The organism is Sedimentibacter sp. (genome assembly GCF_032080165.1).
Taxonomy (GTDB): Bacteria; Bacillota; Clostridia; order Tissierellales; family Sedimentibacteraceae; genus Sedimentibacter.
In genome coordinates this window covers 33186-54682 of sequence record NZ_DAMASY010000008.1, presented here as the reverse complement: position 1 = coordinate 54682, position 21497 = coordinate 33186, and the positions used below count along the sequence as shown (strand labels likewise).

Annotated in this window: 22 protein-coding genes; 16 read left to right on the top strand and 6 right to left on the bottom strand. The window is 35.7% G+C overall.

All coding sequences use genetic code 11. The features are described from left to right. The first annotated feature begins 44 nt into the window (after positions 1 to 44). From RT412_RS11755 to rbsK, 10 genes are all read left to right on the top strand, one after another. Positions 45 to 1325: a glucose-6-phosphate isomerase gene (locus RT412_RS11755; protein ID WP_313344452.1), complete on the top strand. Its 1281-nt coding sequence runs from the start codon at positions 45 to 47 to the stop codon at positions 1323 to 1325. A 64-nt stretch (positions 1326 to 1389) separates the two neighbouring features. Next, on the top strand, positions 1390 to 2271 hold the full coding sequence (locus tag RT412_RS11750) for a S1-like domain-containing RNA-binding protein (protein WP_313344454.1): 882 nt from the start codon (positions 1390 to 1392) through the stop codon (positions 2269 to 2271). A gap of 93 nt (positions 2272 to 2364) precedes the next feature. Continuing rightward, positions 2365 to 3066, top strand: coding sequence for a purine-nucleoside phosphorylase (gene deoD / locus RT412_RS11745; RefSeq protein ID WP_313344457.1), 702 nt, complete (start codon positions 2365 to 2367; stop codon positions 3064 to 3066). A 35-nt stretch (positions 3067 to 3101) separates the two neighbouring features. Next, entirely contained in the window at positions 3102 to 4490 is a 1389-nt protein-coding gene (locus tag RT412_RS11740) for an ADP-ribosylglycohydrolase family protein (protein WP_313344459.1), read from the top strand. A 14-nt stretch (positions 4491 to 4504) separates the two neighbouring features. Continuing rightward, entirely contained in the window at positions 4505 to 5626 is a 1122-nt protein-coding gene (locus RT412_RS11735) for a BMP family ABC transporter substrate-binding protein (protein WP_313344462.1), read from the top strand. Positions 5627 to 5785: 159 nt separating this feature from the next. After that, positions 5786 to 7336, top strand: a complete 1551-nt coding sequence (locus RT412_RS11730) for an ABC transporter ATP-binding protein (protein WP_313370624.1) — start codon at positions 5786 to 5788, stop codon at positions 7334 to 7336. After that, complete coding sequence (locus RT412_RS11725) at positions 7326 to 8396, top strand: ABC transporter permease (RefSeq protein WP_313344467.1); 1071 nt, start codon at positions 7326 to 7328, stop codon at positions 8394 to 8396. The genes RT412_RS11730 and RT412_RS11725 overlap by 11 nt, the downstream gene beginning before the upstream one ends. Beyond that, positions 8396 to 9319 carry an ABC transporter permease gene (locus RT412_RS11720; protein ID WP_313344470.1) on the top strand — a complete coding sequence of 308 codons (924 nt, stop codon included), beginning with the start codon at positions 8396 to 8398 and terminating at the stop codon, positions 9317 to 9319. The genes RT412_RS11725 and RT412_RS11720 overlap by 1 nt, the downstream gene beginning before the upstream one ends. Positions 9320 to 9423: 104 nt before the next feature. Then, on the top strand, positions 9424 to 10356 hold the full coding sequence (locus RT412_RS11715; RefSeq protein WP_313344473.1) for a nucleoside hydrolase: 933 nt from the start codon (positions 9424 to 9426) through the stop codon (positions 10354 to 10356). Positions 10357 to 10370: 14 nt separating this feature from the next. Beyond that, complete coding sequence (gene rbsK / locus RT412_RS11710; RefSeq protein WP_313344476.1) at positions 10371 to 11246, top strand: ribokinase; 876 nt, start codon at positions 10371 to 10373, stop codon at positions 11244 to 11246. Between the two features lie 100 nt (positions 11247 to 11346). Here rbsK and RT412_RS11705 read toward each other — a convergent pair whose 3' ends face one another. Beyond that, positions 11347 to 11547, bottom strand: coding sequence for a cold-shock protein (locus RT412_RS11705; RefSeq protein WP_313344479.1), 201 nt, complete (start codon positions 11545 to 11547; stop codon positions 11347 to 11349). A gap of 315 nt (positions 11548 to 11862) precedes the next feature. On the opposite strand from RT412_RS11705, the gene RT412_RS11700 reads away from it, so the two are divergent. The 6 genes from RT412_RS11700 to RT412_RS11675 all read left to right on the top strand — a co-directional run bounded on the left by RT412_RS11700 (position 11863) and on the right by RT412_RS11675 (position 18191). After that, a complete protein-coding gene (locus RT412_RS11700; protein ID WP_313344482.1) occupies positions 11863 to 12831 on the top strand; it encodes an LCP family protein in 969 nt (322 codons plus the stop codon). Positions 12832 to 12850: 19 nt separating this feature from the next. Beyond that, positions 12851 to 13858, top strand: a complete 1008-nt coding sequence (locus RT412_RS11695; protein WP_313344485.1) for an LCP family protein — start codon at positions 12851 to 12853, stop codon at positions 13856 to 13858. A 146-nt stretch (positions 13859 to 14004) separates the two neighbouring features. Further along, a complete protein-coding gene (locus RT412_RS11690; protein WP_313344488.1) occupies positions 14005 to 14964 on the top strand; it encodes an LD-carboxypeptidase in 960 nt (319 codons plus the stop codon). A gap of 53 nt (positions 14965 to 15017) precedes the next feature. Continuing rightward, positions 15018 to 16178: an alanine racemase gene (gene alr / locus RT412_RS11685; protein ID WP_313344491.1), complete on the top strand. Its 1161-nt coding sequence runs from the start codon at positions 15018 to 15020 to the stop codon at positions 16176 to 16178. Further along, positions 16169 to 17350, top strand: a complete 1182-nt coding sequence (locus tag RT412_RS11680) for a M20 family metallopeptidase (RefSeq protein ID WP_313344494.1) — start codon at positions 16169 to 16171, stop codon at positions 17348 to 17350. Before alr ends, RT412_RS11680 begins: the two co-directional genes overlap by 10 nt. A gap of 46 nt (positions 17351 to 17396) precedes the next feature. Beyond that, the gene (locus RT412_RS11675) at positions 17397 to 18191 is read left to right on the top strand and encodes a M55 family metallopeptidase (RefSeq protein ID WP_313344497.1); all 795 of its coding nucleotides are present in this window, start codon (positions 17397 to 17399) and stop codon (positions 18189 to 18191) included. A gap of 148 nt (positions 18192 to 18339) precedes the next feature. Here RT412_RS11675 and RT412_RS11670 read toward each other — a convergent pair whose 3' ends face one another. The 5 genes from RT412_RS11670 to RT412_RS11650 form a co-directional block, all read right to left on the bottom strand. After that, the gene (locus RT412_RS11670) at positions 18340 to 18786 is read right to left on the bottom strand and encodes an SHOCT-like domain-containing protein (protein WP_313344499.1); all 447 of its coding nucleotides are present in this window, start codon (positions 18784 to 18786) and stop codon (positions 18340 to 18342) included. A gap of 17 nt (positions 18787 to 18803) precedes the next feature. Next, positions 18804 to 19187 (bottom strand): DUF2089 domain-containing protein, encoded by a 384-nt coding sequence (locus RT412_RS11665; protein WP_313344501.1) that lies wholly within the window; start codon positions 19185 to 19187, stop codon positions 18804 to 18806. 174 nt (positions 19188 to 19361) lie between these two features. Then, positions 19362 to 20063: a hypothetical protein gene (locus RT412_RS11660; RefSeq protein ID WP_313344504.1), complete on the bottom strand. Its 702-nt coding sequence runs from the start codon at positions 20061 to 20063 to the stop codon at positions 19362 to 19364. Then, entirely contained in the window at positions 20050 to 20937 is an 888-nt protein-coding gene (locus tag RT412_RS11655) for an ABC transporter ATP-binding protein (protein WP_313344506.1), read from the bottom strand. The genes RT412_RS11660 and RT412_RS11655 overlap by 14 nt, the downstream gene beginning before the upstream one ends. Further along, positions 20934 to 21311, bottom strand: coding sequence for a GntR family transcriptional regulator (locus RT412_RS11650; RefSeq protein WP_313344509.1), 378 nt, complete (start codon positions 21309 to 21311; stop codon positions 20934 to 20936). The genes RT412_RS11655 and RT412_RS11650 overlap by 4 nt, the downstream gene beginning before the upstream one ends. Positions 21312 to 21497: the final 186 nt, after the last annotated feature.

The following is a 21497-nucleotide window of genomic DNA, read 5'->3' as shown; positions in this document are numbered from 1 at the left end:
GTGTCCATGTTATTGTGTATATTTTACTGGAAAGGGGATAGAAAATGGGAAATATTACACTAAATTTAGATGGAAGCTTTATAAGTAAGAAAGAAATAGAAAATATTAAACCTGAAATTATTTCCGCTCAGGAGCTGTTATTAAACAGAGAGGGTAAGAGCAGCGATATGACAGGCTGGATTGATTATGCAGATAGAATAAGCGGTGAGTATGAAGATATCAGGAGTTCTAAAGAATATATCAAGGATAAATGCGAAGCCTTTATAATTCTTGGTATCGGTGGTTCGTACTTAGGTGCAAAAGCAGCTATAGAAGCAATAAGAGGAGATTTTCACAACGAAATCGAAAAACCTGCGGTGTATTTTGCGGGGCAAAGCTTAAGCGGCTCTTATTTAAAAAAATTAACAGAAGTGGTAAACAATAAGGAAATATGCTTAATTGTAATTTCGAAATCAGGTACAACCCTTGAAACTGCTTTATCATTCAGAGTTTTAAAGGAATTGATGGAAGAAAAATATATGGATGAATCAAAAAAACGTATATTTGTCGTAACCGATAAAAGCAAAGGCGCCCTTAAAAAAACATCCGATTTAAAGGGATATAAAACATTTGTTATACCTGATGACATAGGGGGAAGGTATTCGGTTATAACTCCTGTGGGATTATTGCCGATGGCCTTTGCAAATCTTGACGTAGAAGAATTTCTTAATGGATTGAAATCAGGTGCAGTCGAGTATAAAAACAGGTGTTTTGATGAAAATATATGCTGTCAGTATGCTGCAGCGAGAAATATATTAAACAGAAGGGGCAAGGAAGTAGAAATTTTGGTAAATTACGAGCCTTCCTGTATTTCTATTGCGGAATGGTGGAAACAGCTGTTTGGTGAAAGCGAAGGCAAGGAAGGTAAAGGACTTTTCCCGGCTGCATTAAATTTTACGACGGATTTGCATTCAATGGGTCAGTTTGTGCAGGAAGGACGAAAAATTATATTTGAAACAACTCTCAACATAGAAAACAGAGAGGACGATATGATTGTTCCTTATGACAATAGAGATTTTGACGGATTAAATTATATTTCAGGCAAGTCATTCAGCTACGTAAATCAAAAGGCGTTTGAAGGTACATTTATGGCGCATAATGAAGGAGAAGTTCCCGGAATAATAGTAAATGTTCCGGAAATGAACGAATATTACCTTGGCAAGCTTTTTTACTTCTTTATGATGTCTTGTGCCATCAGTGGATATACTAACAACATCGATCCATTTACACAACCGGGAGTTGAACATTATAAAAAAAATATGTTTAGCTTATTAAGAAAAAGGTAAGTATAATAATAGCAGGGCGTGACTCAAGACAGGGTCTAAGGTCCATAGAGGAGAACGAAAACGTATGATAAAATTAGGAGAAATGCAGGAACTGACAGTAGCTCAAAAAAAAGATTTTGGAGTTTATTTAAAAAGTTCCGAAAATGAAAAATCGGAGGACAAAGTACTGCTTCCCATAAAGCAAGTGCCGGCCAACATTGAAATAGGGGATAAAATAAATGTGTTTGTTTATAGGGATTCAGACGACAAAATAATTGCAACAGTAAAGAAACCGAAGTTAATAATAGGTGAAATAGCTTATTTGAAGGTGGTGCAAATAACAAGAATAGGCGCTTTTATGAATTGGGGATTGGAAAAGGATTTATTTTTGCCGTTTAAGGAGCAAATCGGTGAAATTAAATTAAACGGTGAATATTTAGTAGGACTTTACATCGACAAGTCAGACAGATTGTGCGCCACAATGAATTTATTCAAGGTTTTAAGAACTGACTCACCCTATAAGGTGAATGATAATGTAAAGGGTACTGTTTTCAGCTTAAAAAGGGGCTTAGGAGCAACTGTTGCCGTAGACGGCAAATATTTGGGCTTAATACATGAAGGTGAAATTTTAAAGCCGTTAAGGCCGGGAGAAGTAGTCGAGGTAAGAGTAAGTCACATAAAAGAGGACGGAAAGCTTGATTTAAGCTTGAAGGATGCTCCGAAGCTGCAAATAGACAAGGACGGAGAAAAAATATTAAGCATCTTAGCAAAGAACAAGGGATTTTTATCAATTAATGACGATTCCGACCCGCAAACTATTAATAAGGTCCTGGGACTCAGCAAAAGCTCCTTTAAAAAAGCGGCAGGCCGTCTAATGAAACGAAAGGTTATTGAAATGAACCGAGATGGTATAAAGTTATTAAAATCAAATAATTCACCCGCAAAAGGAAAAATATACAAAGGGTAAAAAGTAAGCTAAGCTTGACAAAATCAACACAAGGAAGTACTATAATAAGTGCTTTATGAATAAAAATCATAAATATACATAGAGGAGGAAATTATGTCTACACCACACAATAGTGCCGCTAAAGGTCAAATAGCGGAAACGGTTTTATTACCGGGAGATCCTTTAAGAGCAAAGTTTATTGCAGATAATTTTCTGACTGATGTAGAACAATTCAATACAGTTAGAAATATGTTTGGCTATACAGGTACATATAACGGCAAAAAAGTATCTGTAATGGGAACAGGAATGGGATGTCCTTCAATAGGCATTTATTCTTATGAATTAATACATATGTATGGAGTGAAAAATTTAATCAGAGTCGGCTCCTGCGGAGCGTTTGATCCAAAACTGAATTTATATGATATTGTATTGGCAATCGGTGCAAGCACTGATTCAAATTATGGAGCACAGTATAAGCTGCCGGGTATTTATTCCGCAACTGCTTCCTGGGAACTTTTATCTAAGGCAAAAAAGGCTGCCGACGAAAACAATATAACAGCTACGGTAGGAAATGTATTGACTTCGGATGTTTTCTACGGGGATGATATAGACAGCTGGAAAAGCTGGGCGAAAATGGGTTTATTAGCCGCTGAGATGGAAAGCTACGCATTATATTGCAATGCCAACAGGGCGGGAGTAAATGCGCTGACGATACTTACAGTATCAGATTCTATTGTAAATCAAACAGAAACAACTCCTGAGCAAAGGGAAAAGGGATTCAAAGACATGATGAAAATTGCCCTTGAATTGGCGTAAAGAGGATATTTATTAAGATATAAGGATGTGTACATATGAAAAAAGCATGGGAAATGGCATACGATTTATACTCTAATGCAAAACCTGCAGTTTTGGGAGAAGACGAACAGGGGTGGAGTGCTTTAAAAAGTGTTGCTGATTTTTATGACAGTATATTAAGCTTAGACTGGAAGAGCAACGTACCCGGTTCCGGTGCTCCTGAAGTGGTGATGATTGCTGCAGTGCAAGCTCTTGAAAACAGAGGATATACCGTTGACAATGCATATGATCTGTTGGAAAAGGGTATAAAAGCACATGCAGACAATGATAAGGTGATGCTTCAAAAAATATCTGCAGAGCTTAGAAATGAATTTTTAAATGCCAAGAAAAACGAAGAATCAGATTATTGGAAATATACATATTACAATAACTTTGAAGAATATGAAAAAAAAGTAGCTTTTCCGGAAGCCGTAAAGGTTGATGTTAATTCCGAAAAATTTAAAGATCAGATAAAAGCTGCCTGGATGTCACAGTTGATCGGTGCGGCCATGGGTACCATGGTTGAAGGATATACTTCTAAAAATCTGTTTGAAGCATTTGGAAATGTAACAGAATATATAAGAGAGCCAAATACTTATAACGACGATATAACATTTGAAATTGCATTTCTTGATGCATTCAAGGATAAAGGATACGGTGTTACAAGCAAGGATATAGCTCTTTCCTGGATAGGACTTATTCCTGTTGGATGGTCTGCAGAGGAATTGGCTTTAAGAAATATTCGGGCAGGAATGATGCCTCCTGAAAGTGCAAAGTGGAACAATCCCTTCAATGAATGGATTGGTGCGCAAATGAGAGGTGCAATATGCGGTATGGTTGCCCCGGGCAATCCTGAGCTTGCTGCAAAGCTTGCATGGATTGACGGTGAAGTATCTCATATTAACAACGGAATATTGGGCGAAGTATTTAATGCTGTGATGATATCAATGGCATTTATAAATGATGATGTTGAGGATATAGTTAAAAGGGCTGTTTCCTTAATACCTTCCGACAGCGAATATTATTCTGTTGTAAGCTTTGCTTATGACTGCTGTATGAAATATGACAATTGGAAGGATGCACTTAAAAAATGTGAAGAAAAATACATAAAATATAACTGGATACATGCTTATCCAAACGTATGCTGTGAAATAATCGCACTTATGTATGGTGATGGAGATTATGATAAAACCTTAAACATCATAACAATGTGCGGAATAGATGCAGACTGCAATGCGGGCATGATTATGCCCGTATTGGGAATTCAAAAGGGAATGCGTATCATTCCAAAACGACTGATTTCTCCGGCATTTAACAAGCTTACCACTTATATGAGATATTATGAGGAAATTGAGCTGGAGACCTTGGTTGATGATACTTTAGAATACATAAAAAAAGCACTATAGGAGGAATTTAAGAAATGAAAAAGATACTTTCGTTATTGCTTGTAGTTGTTATGATTTTTTCAATGACTGCATGCGGACAAAACCCTGCCGGTGATGGCAACGGTGGGAAACCTTACAAAGCAGCACTTTTATTAAATGGTACATTAGGTGATAAATCATTCTTTGATTCAGCTAACCAAGGTTTAGAAAAATTAAAAGCTGAATTAGGAGCTGATAAATTTGATTTTAAGGTTGAACAAATGGGAGCTACTCCTGCGGATGAACCGAAATGGGAACCAACATTGTTAGAATACTGTGATGGTGGCGAATATGACGTAATCATCATAGGAACATGGCAAATGATTGATGCATTAGAAAAAGCATCAGAACAATTCCCTGATCAAAAATTTATGTTCTTCGATGAAACATATAACTTTGAAGAGAGAGCAAACAACAATAATATTTACAACGTACTTTACAAACAAAATGAGGTATCATACTTAATAGGAGCAGCTGCAGCATTAATGACAACTGACGGATCACTTCCAATGATCGATCCTTCAAACAGTAACATTGGCTTCTTAGGCGGTATGGAAAATCCTATAATAAACGACTTCTTGGTTGGATATATTCAAGGAGCAAAAGAAGTTAATCCTGACGTAAAAGTTAAAATAGCTTATGTAGGAGACTTCTGGGACTCAGCTAAAGGAAAAGATTTAGCATTAACTCAATATCAAAGCGGTGGAGTTGATATAGGATATAACGTAGCAGGTGCTGCCGGCTTGGGTCAAATAGAAGCAGCAGCAGATGCAAAAAGATACGCATTCGGAGTTGACTCCGACCAAGCTGCATTATTGCCTGAAAAAGCAGATTTCATCCCGACATCAGCACTTAAAAATGTCGGTAACTCCTTAATAAGAGCTATCAAGCTTGACTTGGAAGGTAAGCTTGAATATGGTACAGCCGAATCTTTAGGATTCGCTGAAGGCGGAGTTGAAATAGTGAAAGACGCTCACTATGAAAAAATGGTACCTGAAAACATCAGAACACAATTAAATGAATTAGAACAAAAAATAGTTAATGGAGAAATCAAGGTTGATACTGCTTTAGGAAAATCAACTGAAGAAATCCAGGCAATAAAAGATTCTGTACAATAATACACAGATGACCAATCATACAACAGCCAAGAAACTCTTGGCTGTTGTGTATAATTAATGATTAAAAATTGTCGTGTAAGTCATCCGCCGTAAGCGAAGGATTTCATTATTTGTCAATTTTTAATTATTAATAACGAACTAACGGAGGAAACGAAGACCATGAGCCATAACGTGCTTGAGATGAAGAATATAATGAAAATTTATCCCAATGGGGTAGTTGCCGTTGAAGATGTTTCTTTAGAGCTTCAGAAGGGAGAAATACATGCTTTGTTAGGGGAGAACGGAGCAGGGAAAAGCACCTTGATGAAGGTTTTGTTCGGACTTGAATCACCTGAACAAGGACAAATTATTTTAAACGGTGAAGAAATACAATTAAAATCTCCTTTAGAAGCAATCAAAAAAGGAATCGGTATGGTTCACCAGCATTTTATGCTTGTTCCCTCATTGACGGTTGCAGAAAATATAGTTCTTGGCATTGAACCAAAAACAAGCATTTTTGTTGATATGAATAAAGCGATTGATATTTCTAAAGAATTAGCCAAGAAATATAATTTTGATATAGACGTTACACAAAGAGTTGAAGAGCTTCCCGTTGGAATAAAACAAAAGGTTGAAATATTGAAAGCACTTTACAGAGGTGCTGACATTTTAATATTAGATGAACCCACAGCAGTGCTTACTCCTCAGGAAACTGAAGAATTGTTTGTACAGCTGAAAAAGTTAAAAGAATTAGGACACACTTTAATATTTATATCTCATAAGCTTGATGAAATAAAATCCATATGCGACAGAGCTACAATCATGCGCAACGGAAAAAGCAAAGGAACACACAATGTCAACGAAATTTCCACAAGTGAAATGTCTAAGCTGATGGTTGGGAGAGATGTTGTGTTGTCATTTGATAAAAAGCCGTTGAACTTAAAGGAAACTGTATTGAAGGTACGAAATCTAAGAGTTGAAGGAACCACAGGAATTGTAAGGGTTGATGACTTATCCTTTGATGTAAAGCAAGGGGAGATATTTGGTATTGCCGGCGTTGAAGGAAACGGTCAGGGGCATCTTGTAGAGGCATTAACAGGGCTCACAAAAAAGTATAGCGGCGATATATTAATATTTGATCAAAATATCAACAATAAAAACATAAATGACATCAGACAGCTAAGAGTATCACATATACCTGAGGACAGGATGACATTGGGCTGCGCGGCTAATATGAATATTATGGATAACTTGCTGTCAAACCAGTATCACAGTTCCGAATATTCCGGTCGTTTTATGCTTAAATTAAAGAAAATTGAAAAGAGAGTAAATGAGTTAATAAAGGAATATTTAATTAAATGTAAATCATATAAGCAAAATGTCGGAATGCTGTCCGGAGGAAATATACAAAAGGTAGTTGTAGCAAGGGAATTTTCCACTAATCCCAAAATAATAATTGCAAACCAGCCTACAAGAGGTATAGATGTCGGAGCGGCATCCTTTATAAGACAAAGAATTATCGAATTCAGAGATGCAGGGTGTGCGGTTGTACTCATTTCGGCAGACCTGAATGAAGTGTTTGAGCTTAGTGACCGTCTTGCGGTAATGTATAAAGGCAAGTTTTCCGGTGTCTTTAAAGACGTTAAAAAACTAACTGAAGAAGAATTAGGTAAATACATGTTGGGAATTAAAAAAGATGAAATTTTGGAGGGCATAATATATGAACAGTAACAAGAAATTTGATATATTACGTACAGTACTGTCTATCGGTATTGCATTGTTAATTTCATTCTTAATAATTTTAATTGCCAGCGATGAACCGGTAAAAGCCATATTGGAATTATTGACCGGACCTTTAAAAAGCGCAAGACGTTTCGGTAATGTTATTGAAACAATGATACCATTAACATTTACGGGAGTTGGAGTAAGTATAATGTTTGCTGCAAACCAAATAAATTTGGCAGGAGAAGGTTCTTTCCATTTAGGAGGTCTTGTGGCTACCTTTGTTGCATTAAATGCCACTCTTCCTATGGGATTGAGTCCCTTGGCATGTGTTTTGGCTGCAGGATTCTTTGGTGCTATGGTTACTGCAGTTCCTGCAGTTATGAAAATAAAGACAGATTCAGATGTATTAGTTTCATCACTTATGATGAATTATATAATAATTTTCTTTGCAAACTATGTGCTGAACTATATTTTGAGAGATCCGAAGGCAGGAGCCGTAGTATCCTATGCGATACCTGCTCATATTCAGTTTAATGCAATTATTCCGGGAACAAGGATTCACTTGGGATTATTGATTGCATTGGCGGTAGCATTTTTCGGCTATGTATTTTTATATAAAACAAAAATCGGCTATGAAATTCGTGTAACCGGAGAAAATATTGATTTTGCAAAATATTCGGGAATCAACGTTTTAAAGGTTACTTTAATATCACAGCTGTTAGGCGGATTTATATTCGGTATGGGAGGCGGTGTTGAAATTCTTGGTATGTATAACCGTTTTTCATGGACTTCTTCTCTTGGATACGGCTGGGATGCCATAATTATTACAACATTAGCTAAGAAGAACCCCTTATACGTTCCCTTTGCTGCCTTTTTCCTTGCATATTTAAGAACAGGTGCTTCCAAAATGTCAATTGCCACAAATGTACCTACAGAAATTATAACAGTAACACAGGGTATAATAATATTATTGGTAGTTGCGGAACAATTCTTAAGTAAATATAAGCATAAAATGATTGCAAAAGAAGCAAAGCTTTCATTAAGCAACATAAAGGAGGCAGAATAATGATATTAGATGCAATTTTATCACCGGAATTTCTAAATGCCACCCTAAGAGCTACAACTCCCATACTGTTTGCTACATTAGCTTCCGCAGTAGCATCAAAATGCGGTATTATTAATATGGCTCTTGAAGGTATTATGTTGTTTTCAGCATTGTTTGGTGTTTTATTTTCTGCAATGTTCCAAAGCGGTTTCTTAGGACTTGTTGCAACAATGGTTATAGGCGGTTTGATTGGTTTATTATTGGCATTCTTCGTACTTAGATTAAAGACAGATGCAATTTTAGCAGCAATAGCCATAAATTTAATAGCAAACGGAGCAACAATCCTGATACTGCTTATGGTATCCGGAGACAGAGGAGTTTCATCATCCGTAAACTCAGTTGCCTTGCCAAGAATAAATATACCTGTTATAGAAAATATACCATACTTGGGCGCAGTTATTTCCAATCAAAATGTATTGACTTATGTATCACTGCTAATGGTGGCAGTAGTTCATATATTTTTATATAAAATGCCTTTGGGGCTTAGAATAAGAGCTGTGGGAGAAAATAAAAATGCAGCGGAATCAGTAGGTATCAGCTCTAAGAAAATTCAATATATTGCATTGATAATAAGCGGTGTGTTGGCTTCAATGGGAGGCTTTTTCCTTTCAGGAGGCTACATGACATACTTTACAACCGGCATGAGTGCAGGAAGAGGTTTCATTGCCTTAGCAGCAAGCTCTATGGGAGGCAACACCCCTGTGGGTGGTTTATCTGTATCACTTCTTTTTGGTGCAGCTTCAGCATTGGCCAATATACTTCAGCTTGGAAACTGGCCATATGAAATTATACAGATGCTTCCGTATATTACAACAATTATCGGTTTAGCAATTTACAGCTACGTAAGAATGAAAAAAAGACAAAAATTAAGCGACAGAGGGTAATAACAATTGATAGGCGATGGATTAGCGATGGATAGGCAATTGATAATCAATGGATTTAAAGATAGATTTTCTACTGTTAATCTACTGCTATAATGGAGGTACAAATGAACAAACGCAATATTATTATTGACTGTGATCCGGGTATAGATGATGTGGTTGCTCTTTGTTTTGCTATTGCAAATGAAGATAAATTTAACATATTGGGAATTACTACAGTTGCAGGCAATCAATCAATAGAAAAAGTAACAAATAATACAATCGGGTTAATGTCATTTCTTGATAAGGATATAAAAATAGCGCAAGGAGCAAAATGCCCTTTAATAAGGGAAAAGCGCCCTGCAATTAATGTTCACGGAGAAAATGGAGTGGGTGATTATGAATTTCCTCACTTTAAAGAACTATATTCAAACAATGCGGTATTGTTTTTAAGAGATACAATACTGTCTTCTGAGGAAAAAGTGACATTGGTTCCGATAGGGCCATTGACTAATATTGCACTATTGATTAAAACATTCCCTGAGACCTTAGAAAATATAGAGCTTCTATCAATCATGGGAGGTTCAACAACCGTAGGCAACACTACACCTGTTGCAGAATTCAACGTATGGGCTGACCCTGAAGCGGCGAGAATTGTATTTGATTCTAAGCTTCCTATCGTCATGAGCGGATTAAATGTGACTCATTCAACGGGGCTTTTTAGAGAGGATGTAAACGAGTTGTTAAAAAGCAACGGCAGAGTTACTAAAATGTGCGGAGAAATATTGAATTTTTATTTCCGAGGGGATCATGTTAATAACGGAACATTCACTCCAATACACGATGCAAGTGCTTTTATGTATTTGATTCATCCTGAATTATATTCGTACAGACACATGGATGTAAAGGTTGACTGCTCAGAGGTATTATGCAGAGGAAATACAGTTTGTGATGTAAGAGAGTGGATTAATTACGATGAGTCATATCCAAAGGTTTTAACAGGCGTAGACCTTAATAAATTCAGAGAAATACTGTTAGATGATTTGAGAAAATTGGATTAAGCAAGGAGATTATTATGGGAAAAATTGTTGTTGTCGGCTCTATCAATGCAGATATGGTTTTTACCTCAAACATAAGACCGAAGGCAGGAGAAACTGTGCTTGGTAACACTTTTTCGCTGATACCCGGTGGGAAAGGTGCAAATCAAGCGGTAGCAGCAGCAAAATTAGGAGCAGAAAGCTTTATGGTGGGTTGTGTGGGTAACGACTCTAACGGTGAATTTTCAATAAACAACCTTAAATCTATGGGAGTAAAAACTGATTGTGTTGAAATATTAAATGATATTAGTACCGGTGTAGCCAATATAGTGGTTGCAGAAAATGACAACAGCATTATAGTAATAGCAGGAGCTAATATTCATTTAACAGAGGATATTATAGATAAATACAAGGATGTAATATTATCGGCTGACATGGTTTTAATGCAGCTTGAAATACCAATTAGCACCGTTGAATATACATTGAACCTGTGCAGTCAAAATAATGTTAAGGTTCTTTTAAACCCGGCACCTGCAGCAAAATTAAACAGTAATATTATAAATAAAGCAACATATATCACTCCTAATGAACATGAGCTTAAGCTACTGTTTGGTGAAAAGAATATAGATGATATATTGAAACAGCATCCAAATAAACTAATAGTTACAATGGGTTCAAAGGGAGTAAAATATTTTGACGGACAAGAAATTAAGCGGATACCTTCTTATGAGGTTGAAGTTGTTGATACGACAGGAGCAGGAGACACATTTTGCGGAAGCCTCGGTTCAGCCCTTGTAAGAGGTGAAAGCTTAGAAGAAGCAATCAGGTTTGCAAACAGGGCAGCCGGCTTTTCAATAACTAAATTGGGGGCGCAAAGCGGAATGCCTACTCTAAAACAATTGGATGATAGATAAGCAAAAAAGAACTATGTACATAGTTCTTTTTCATGTCTTTTGAAATATCTTAATATAATTATTGCAAAATCTATATTAAATATTATTTCGTAAACAAATATTACGCTATAGTAACATTGCTAGCTTGAGGTCCTTTTTGACCATCAACTATATCAAAGTTTACTTTTTGGCCCTCTTCAAGAGTTTTGAATCCGTCAGCAGCTATTGCAGAGAAATGAACGAATACATCTTTGCCATCATCGCAAGATATAAAACCAAAACCTTTTTTTGAATCAAACCATTTAACTGTGCCTGTTTTCATTAAAAAATCCTCCGATATTAAAAAAGATATTTGTATTGTAACAGTTTTCCATTAAAAATGCAATACATATTTATTAAAAAATTAATAAATAATTTTCATAATTGAAATATGCTTAGAATTTAGGGCATTATATAGACAATGAGAAAAAAAGAAAATGTTTTTCTGCGGAAATTTACATGCATAAATATTAGTGTTTTGACATGATATGCGCAATTTATTTTTCAATAAACATTTGAAATTAATTTAATGCTTTGATATAATGAACTAAGTATAATATAATCACTAATATGGCAAGATTAATATTTAGGGGAACATATGATAAAGCATTTTTTTAAGGTATTTTTTGCGTCTTTTATTTTTGTCACGGTTGTATTAAGTGTGACTGCTTTGGGATATATTGTTTTTGTTGATAAGGATATGGTTATTGGGAAAATTCAGATCAAGGAAACAAATAAAACAACAGACGCATCCAATATATATGAGTCAAGCACATTTGATTACAGCACAGATGTTGGAAAGCTTGCTAAAGACAGTAAACGATTTAATGTTCTCATTGTAGGACTTGAGAATATGAGAACCGATACTATAATTGTGGCAAGTTATGATACGGAAAGCAAAGATGCAGATTTAATATCCGTACCAAGAGATACATATTATCCGAGAAACATTGATGATGAAGCAGAATTTAAAAAAATCAATGCTGTTTATTCTCAGGAAGGAATAGAAAGCTTGACGGCTTCTGTTCAAAAATTGCTTGGAATACCCGTAGACAAGTATGTGATTATAAATTATGAAGCAGTAATTGCCTGTGTAGATAAATTAGGCGGCGTTGAGGTGGATGTTCCGTTTCACATGGTATATTCCGACCCATATGACAAACCGCCGTTATATATAGATATACCTGAAGGCAAGCAGCTGCTAAACGGCGAGCAGGCTTTAAAGTTCTTAAGATACAGAAAAGGATACAGTAATCAGGACTTAGGCAGAATTGAAGCGCAGCAGCAATTTATAAAATCGGCAGCTAAAAAAGCTTTGGGATTTGAGCTTCCATCACTGATAAAGGAAGCATATTCTTATATAGATACTAATTTAAAAGTAACTGATTTAATCAGCTTGACCGGCAGTGTAATAGGGTTTTCAACAGATAATATAAGCATGAACACTTTACCGGGAAAAGAAGCACCATTAGAAGGTTTATCATTTTATTTACCTGATGATGAAGGTATAGCCGAAATGGTATCAGACATGTATGAGACAGCAGAAAATAAACCACAAAACAATTGATTAAAGGCGGAAACATAGTATGAAACAGTTTTTAAAGATATTTGTATTTTCAATTATAATATTTTCATTAGTAGTAACAACCGGAATATATACTTACACTAAATTTTTATCACCCGAAGATTCAGATGAAAACAGAATCGGTGAAGGAATTAATTCGGGAGATGATGACGACGATGATGATTCTGCTCAAACTCCTTTAGAAAAAGCAATGAAGGACAGCAAAAGAATAAATGTTTTATTGGTCGGATTAGAAGGGCCGAGATCAGATACAATAATGTTGGCAAGCTATGACAGAAAAACAAAGGAAGGGAATATCATATCAATTCCGAGAGATACATATTACTACAGGGAAGGATATGAGAAGTATTCGGACGTACAAAAAATCAACGCTGTATACGGTATGGAGGAAGAAGGAATTTATGCCTTAATGAAAGCTGTTGAGGATTTAACAGGAATTCCTATCAACAACTATGCCATAATTGAATATGAGGGACTCAGGGCTGCCGTAAATGCGGTAGGAGGAGTGGAGTTTGAAGTTCCGTTTCATATGAGATATATCGACCCTTATGATGATCCTCCGTTGAATATTAACGTTCCGGGCGGAAAACAGCTTATTATGGGAGACAAGGCACTGGAGTTGTTGAGATTCAGAAAATCAAATGTAGATGGATATAGAAGCTATCCCAACGGTGATCTGGGAAGAGTCCAGACTCAGCAGCAGTTCATAAAGGCTGCCGTAAAAAAATCATTGAGCTTAAGGCTTCCAAGTGTAATAAGTTCAGTGTATCCTCATGTTAAAACAGATTTGACGTTAACGGATATGCTGACTTTGGTCAAGGATGTAATAGGCTTTACAACAGAAAATCTGGAAACCATCACCCTTCCGGGAACTGACAGGATGCTTGGCAAATATTCCTTTTATTTAGCTGACGGAGAGAAAATAACAGAATTAGTTTATGATATATACAATGTGAATTTATCGGCAAATGCGGAAGAGGATGATAGTATAGCACAAGCCAACGAATAAAATAGGCTGCTGAAAACGCCCGCCTGCTTCGTTGCCGTTCAGTCGGTCAATCCTCGCGTATGTCTGAATACGCTGCGGTTGCCCAACTTCCGGCGCCTTGCAGGACGAACTTTTTCAACAACCACTACATTTGACAGGGGGGAATTATGAATAAACCAAAAAAATTAAATTTCGGAGATAAGGTTGCTGTAGTGGCACCCGCTTCTGCGACGGATTTAAAATCAGTAGAAAACGGTGAACTGAAATTAAGAAGCTTAGGGTTAAATCCCGTTATGTTTCCGACATGCTATACTAATTACGGTCATTTGTCCGCAAAGGATGAAGAGAGGGCAAAGGATATAAATGACAGCTTCAGAGATGAGAGTATAAAAGGTATCATATGCCTTAGGGGAGGATATGGAACACCACGTATACTAAACTTGCTTGATTATGAAATGATCAAGAAGAACCCTAAAGTGTTTATGGGATTCAGTGATATAACATCATTGCATGTTGCCTTTAATCAAATATGTGATATGGTCACATTTCACGGACCTATGGCTACATCCAATTTTGCTAAGATTAAAAACGACAATGTCAGCTTTGAATCGTATACTTATAACAGCTTATCAAAAAATATTTTTACCGATAAACCCATAGGTCATTATATAAATCCACCCAAGGAAGAGCTCTTTAGCTATAATGGGGGTACGGCAGAAGGAATAATCACAGGCGGAAACCTGACACTTTTAGTATCAACTTTGGGCTCAAAATACGAGCTTGACACAAAGGGTAGAATTATTTTTATAGAAGAAGTCGGAGAGCCAATATATAAAATAGACAGAATGCTTACTTCTTTAAGCTTGGCAGGAAAGTTTGAAGATTGTGAAGCCGTTATATTCGGCACCTTCACTAACTGCAACAGGGAAGAAAAAGCATATGAGGGCGGTTTTGATTTAAATTTAGACGAGGTAATCAATAACACGGTAGTACCTTTCAATAAGCCGATTATAGGTAATTTCAGGGCAGGACACAATTTTCCTCAGCCAACAATTCCTCTTGGTACCCACGTTAAGGTGGATGCTTATAACAATAAAATAATATTTATGGAAAGCGGAACATGTTAGTTCCCTTTTTATTCCGGATTTTGCATTGAATTTCATATAATGGAGGAAAATAAATGGAACCGTTACTGCGTGATACGTACATAGAAATAAACTTGGACAACATTGGCTACAATGTCAGAAAATTAAAAGAAATAGTAGGAAAGGATGTAGCAATAGCGGCAGTGGTAAAGGCAAACGCTTATGGACACGGAGCTGTGGACATAGCGCCCACTATTATGGAAAATGGGGCGGATATGCTGGCAGTTGCCACATTAACCGAAGCATTAGAGCTAAGAAATCGTTACAAGGACTATAGTATATTTATCATGGGCTACACTCCTGATGAATATTTGGAATATATAGTAAAAAACAATATAACACAAACAATATTTTCTTTAAGACAAGCTGTTTTAATCAATGATTTAAGCATTAAATACAATACAATTACTAAAGTTCAAATTAAATACGATACAGGCATGAATCGTATAGGATATGAAGACCGTCAGGAAAGCATAGATGAAATAGTTGAAATTTTCAATTTGAAAAATATAGATGTGGAAGGAATTTTCTCACACTTTGCATTAACAAACAGAGAAGAAGACGATAAACAGTATAAAAGATTCATAAATGCTGTAAACAAAATAGAGGAAAAAGGGAAGACCTTCAAATATAAACATATTTGCGACAGTATTTCAGCAATAGATTATCCTGAATACAGACTGACCATGATAAGACCGGGTGCAATTATTTACGGTATGAAATCCTATGAGGATGATTCGGTAGTTATGAAAGCTTGCTTAACATTTAAAACAAAGATATATCAGATTAAGGAGCTTCAGGCAGGAGAAGGTGTCAGTTATGGCTACAGGTGGAAAGCAACGAAAAAAACATTGGTAGGAACGCTGCCTATGGGTTATGCCGACGGTTATCCCCGCATAAGAGACAGCTTCGTTACAATTCATGGTAAAAAAGCTCAAATAATAGGCATAATAAATATGGATCAATGTATGGTGGATTTAACTGACATACCTGAAGCAGCAGTTGGAGATGAAGTAATAATTTACGGGGACGGAACTGACAATACAATAGATATTCAGGGCATGGCTGATTTGTTAAATACAAATAAAAATGATATACTTTGCAGATTTTCACGAAGGACGCCAAGAGTTTACACTAAGGGCGGTAAGGTTGTAAAAGTATTAAATTATTTATTACAGGAGCAGCTATGGATATAAATAAAAGAGTTACGGAAATATTTAATGAGCTGATACATATCAGAAGAGATTTTCATATGAATCCTGAGCTTAGCCAGCAGGAATTCAGAACACAGAAAAAAATACAGAACTATTTAAATGAATGGGGAATTGAAAATCATGTGTGTGCTGAAACAGGTGTGGTTGGCTTAATAAAAGGAAAGAATCCGGGAAAAACAATCGGCATCAGAGCTGATATAGATGCTTTACCCATACATGAAAAAAGCAATCATTCCTATAATTCATTGAACGAAGGGGTTATGCACGCCTGTGGTCATGATGCACATACTACCATACTCCTCGGAATAGCCCAAATTATGAAGGAAATGGCTGATTCAGAAATTTCGATAAATGGTAATGTAAAGCTGCTGTTTCAACCTGCGGAGGAAACGATCGGCGGAGCTGAAAGAATGGTTAAGGAAGTCTGCATGTTAAATCCCACCGTTGACTATGTGTTAGGATTACATGTAATGCCATATATTGAGGCAGGCATGGTAGAGCTGAAATACGGCAAGCTTAATGCATCTACGGATTCAATTAAAATAACGTTAAAGGGAACATCAGCTCACGGAGCTTATCCTGACAAGGGCATAGATGCAATTGCAATGGCAGGAAGTGTTATAACCTCATTGCAGACAATTGTAAGCAGAAATATTTCACCGCTTAACTCCGTGGTAATATCATTCGGAAGAATATCAGGCGGAGTAAAAGACAATGTAATAGCTGATGAAGTTAAAATTACAGGTACCTTAAGAGCTTTAGATGATGATACAAGAAACTACGTTAAACAGAGAATCAAAGAAATAGTTGAAAATACAGCAAATGCATACGGTGGTTACGGCTCGGTGGATTTCCATGACGGTTATCAGGCATTAATAAACAATGATGAGGTTGTTGATGTAGTAAAAGAAAATGCGGAAAAACTTTTAGGTAAGGATAATATAGTATTCAAGGAATTTCCAAGCTTAGGAGCAGAGGATTTCTCGTATTTTTCAGATGAAGCGAAGGGTGCATTCTTTCACTTGGGATGCGGCAACAAAGAAAAGGGTATTACCTCGTTAATCCATACAGATACATTTGACATAGACGAAGAATGCTTAAAAACAGGAGTACTATTACAAGTAGAAAATATATTATCGTTATTAAAAAAATAATAATTTGTCATCCTGAACGAATGCGAAGGATCTCATAGGAGGAAAAATGAAAATATTTATAAGTGTAGATATTGAAGGTATTACAGGAGTGACATCATGGAGCGAAACAACATTGGGTAACCATGATTATAAACAATTTGCAGAGCAAATGACAAATGAAACAGTTGCAGCATGTGAGGGCGTAATTGCTATGGGAGCAAAGGAAATATTTATTAAGGATGCTCATGACTCAGCAAGAAACATTGACATAACCAAGCTTCCGAAATGTGCTAAGTTAAGCCGCGGCTGGACTGACTGTCCGGATTCGATGGTAGCAGGCATAGATGAAGACTTTGATGCGGCAATATTTATAGGATATCACACTGCCTCCGGAACTGACGGAAACCCATTGGCCCACACTATGAATACAAATATCAACTATATTAGAGTTAACGGAGATTATGCTTCAGAGTTTGTTTTAAATTCTTACATAGCAGCAGATTACGGAGTTCCGGTGGTGTTTTTAAGCGGTGACAAAATGCTCTGTGAAAAAGCTAAAGAATTCAATAAAGGAATTGAAACAGTTGCAGTTAAAGAAGGTGTCGGAGGAGCTACAATAAGTATTAATCCTGAATTGGCATGTGAATTGATAAAAGAGGGAGTTAAAAACGGATTAAAACATATATCCGCTTGTAAGCTTCAAATTCCTGAAAAATTTGAAGTAGAAATAAACTACAAAGAACATAAAAATGCAAGACATGCATCCTATTATCCGGGAGTAACACAAATTGATGCGCACACAGTAAAATATACTGCAAGCAATGCAAGAGACTTTGCAACAACAAGAATGTTTATACTATAGGTAGTTAATTTGAAATCAGCATTTGATTTATCAGTAAGACAAATGGAGTTAATTACAAATATTAACAAAGACGCAATACTTAAAATATATAAGAAGATGAGAGAAACAGTCAATGAGAACCGTCCCCTTTGACTGTCCCCTCTGACTGTTATTCAGCATATATTTTTACTTTTACCGTTGTATTGTGCTCTTCATCCCATGCCTCAATATCTACTATACTTGGGTCATCTATCGTTCCGCTCATTAATTCTTCAATAATTTTGGCAAAATCAATACTTGTTATGTCTATACCTTGGCTTTCCAATTCTTCACGGGCATCCTTAGGTACCATGTTAGTCATTTTACCGGCTATTCCACCAAGAACGGTCAATAAACGTATAGGAATATTAACCTTGACATTTACCGAATTATTATCTGACGTAATCCTTATTTTGAGAAATTTATAATTACGTTTTACAGAATCATATGGTATTAAATCATTTCCTTGCTGTTCGTATTCGCTTGATGAATTTAGTGCACTTAACAGCTCCATTCCTTCTGCGGCAGTAATTTGGCCTTTTTCAATCATTTCCAATATTCTTTTTTGTTCATCCATTTTGAACCTCCAATTAATTACAGATTTTTTATTCTTTCCGTTGCTTCTTTAGGAGACAATTCTCCTTTTGATAACTGGTCAAGTATAGCAGCTTTTTCCGTTTTTTTATTTTCAATTTCTTTAATTGGTTCTTTGACTTCGAGTCCCAGGCTCTTTATTACAGCATCCAATTTGCTTCGAACCGTCGGATATGAAATGCCTAACTCTCTTTCCACATCCTTAATATTTCCGCGGCATTTGATAAATATCTTGACAAAATCAAGATCTTCTTCCGGTAAGCTGCAAAACTCGCATGGCTGGAAATCTCCTTCAATCGAAGTGGAGCATTTGTGACAGCATAATTTTGTAACTGAAAGTTTATTACCGCATACGGGGCATCTGCTTGGTGCTTTATATTTCATTTCCTCACCATCCTTTTATAAACAATATATACTTATTTTTATAAAATGTCAATAAAAAATTAAAAAAATTAATAAAAATATTAATAATTTTAATTTACGAATTAATAATATTAATAAATGATACTAATTTTACAAAAAAACTCTGAGGTTCACCTCAGAGTTTTTTTGTAATTTCTATTTTATTTTAATAGGCATATTTCTGGTTAATAATCTGATTATTATCAGTGTAATTACTATTAATAATAATGCTTGTATGGATGAGATTAAAAATGACAAATCGGAATACAGTATATTGGGTTCAAATACTTTAGTGAATAGATCACTAAGCTCATACAAGGGAGTAATATTGCCACTCCAGATTAATGCATAAATAAAGTCTATGAAAATAGCAAGAACTATAAAAAACAAACCTATTATCCAATTGAATTTATAAAATCCTATATTTATCATCCATCCAAGAAGATATACAATGAATATATCAAAAACGTATAATACAAAAGAAGCGAAATTAAATTCAAACATTCCTGTGACTAAGGATTCAATCAAAGCAAGCAAACTGAATATTAACGGCAATGTGACCGATAAATATAATGCGGCAACCGCCATACCGTAAACACATGTTTTTCTGGTTACCCCAAGCTTAACAAATTGTGGCAGAAACGAGGCACCTGCAATAATACCGATAACAAACATGTATATCATGGATGATCCGGCTGAAAACATAAACAGATTATTTATAAAACTGAAATTATAATAAGAACCTGCTATGCCTAAACCGGTATACACAGCTATTATTATTCCTATAAACCAAGCAGACCACTTCATTTGTTCGATGTAAATATCTTTTGCAAGCTTCATAACATTATTTGTTTTCATATGAATCCTCCATTTCTGTTAAATGAATAAATAAATCTTGAAGTGAAATTGGGCCTATTTCTAATCCCAAGCGGTCAGCCATATTTTCAATTTCTTCTGTTCTTTCTCCGTAAATCATAACAGATTTTGTTTTTCCAAGCTGTTGTGAGCTGAGTATTCTTTTCCCTGCAACAAATTTATCAACTTCCACTGCATTACCGGTTATAGACATGCCTTTTGACGTTAAGGTTTCATAATCTTCGTGCAGCAGTAATTTTCCGTTGTCAAGTATTAAAACCTCATCAAACAAATAATCCATTTCGGAAACTAAGTGAGTTGACAATATAAAAATACGCGGATGTTTTTCTTGATCCTTTAACAACTCATTATAAAATTTCACTCTTGTGGGCGCGTCCATACTCAGATATGATTCGTCAAAGATTGTAATTGGTGAACGGCTTGCTAATCCCATAATTACTTCTAAGGCGGATTGCATTCCCTTTGAAAGTTTATTGACATATTTATTCATTGGTAATTTGAAAAGCTCTACCAAATACTTTGCATATTCTGCATCATAATTAGGTCTGTACTTTTCAACTATTGACAGCATTTTTTTTACTTTTTCTGTTTCTTCTTCATAATTTGTCTGAAAGTGAAAGGATATATTCTGATTTATTTCTGCGTTTTCATAAGGAATTACTCCAGCAATTTTTATACTTCCGGCAGTCTGTTGTCTGTATGAAGCAAGAATTGACAAAAGAGACGTCTTGCCTGCGCCGTTTCTCCCCAGTAAACCATATATTTTTCCATCTTCAAGATTAAAGGATACATCCTTCAATGCTTCGAAATTCCTATATTTTAAAGACAAGTTATTTACCTCAATATTGTAGGTCATTGATTATCACTCCTTTTTACTTGATTGATTAAGTTAATAATTTCATTTATTGATATACCAAGCTTAGATGCCTCCTGAACCAAGGGTACGACGTATTCATCCGAAAAAGCTTTTTTTCGTTTATCCATAAGCTTATTTTTAGCTCCTTCTGATACAAACATTCCTATTCCACGTTTTTTATACAAGATTCCTTCATCAACAAGCTGGTTTATACCCTTTGCAACAGTTGCGTGGTTTATTTTATAGAAATTTACTAATTGATTAGTCGATGGCGCCTGTTCTTCCTCTGAAAGAAGACCGTTAACTATTTGGTCCTCGATTATTTCACGTATCTGGATAAAAATCGGTTTGTCATTATTAAAGCTATTGTTCATAGCACTCACTCCTTTTTAAGAGTTTAGTTATATAGTTATACACTTGTGTATATAACCATATCACAAAAATATTTCTGTGTCAATAAAAAAGTTTGCAGGCAAGTTGTTTATTTTTTTAATAGTAATAATGAAAGCCCTGTGGTAAAATAAGGGCAAAACACGGATATGTATTTAGAATAATAAATA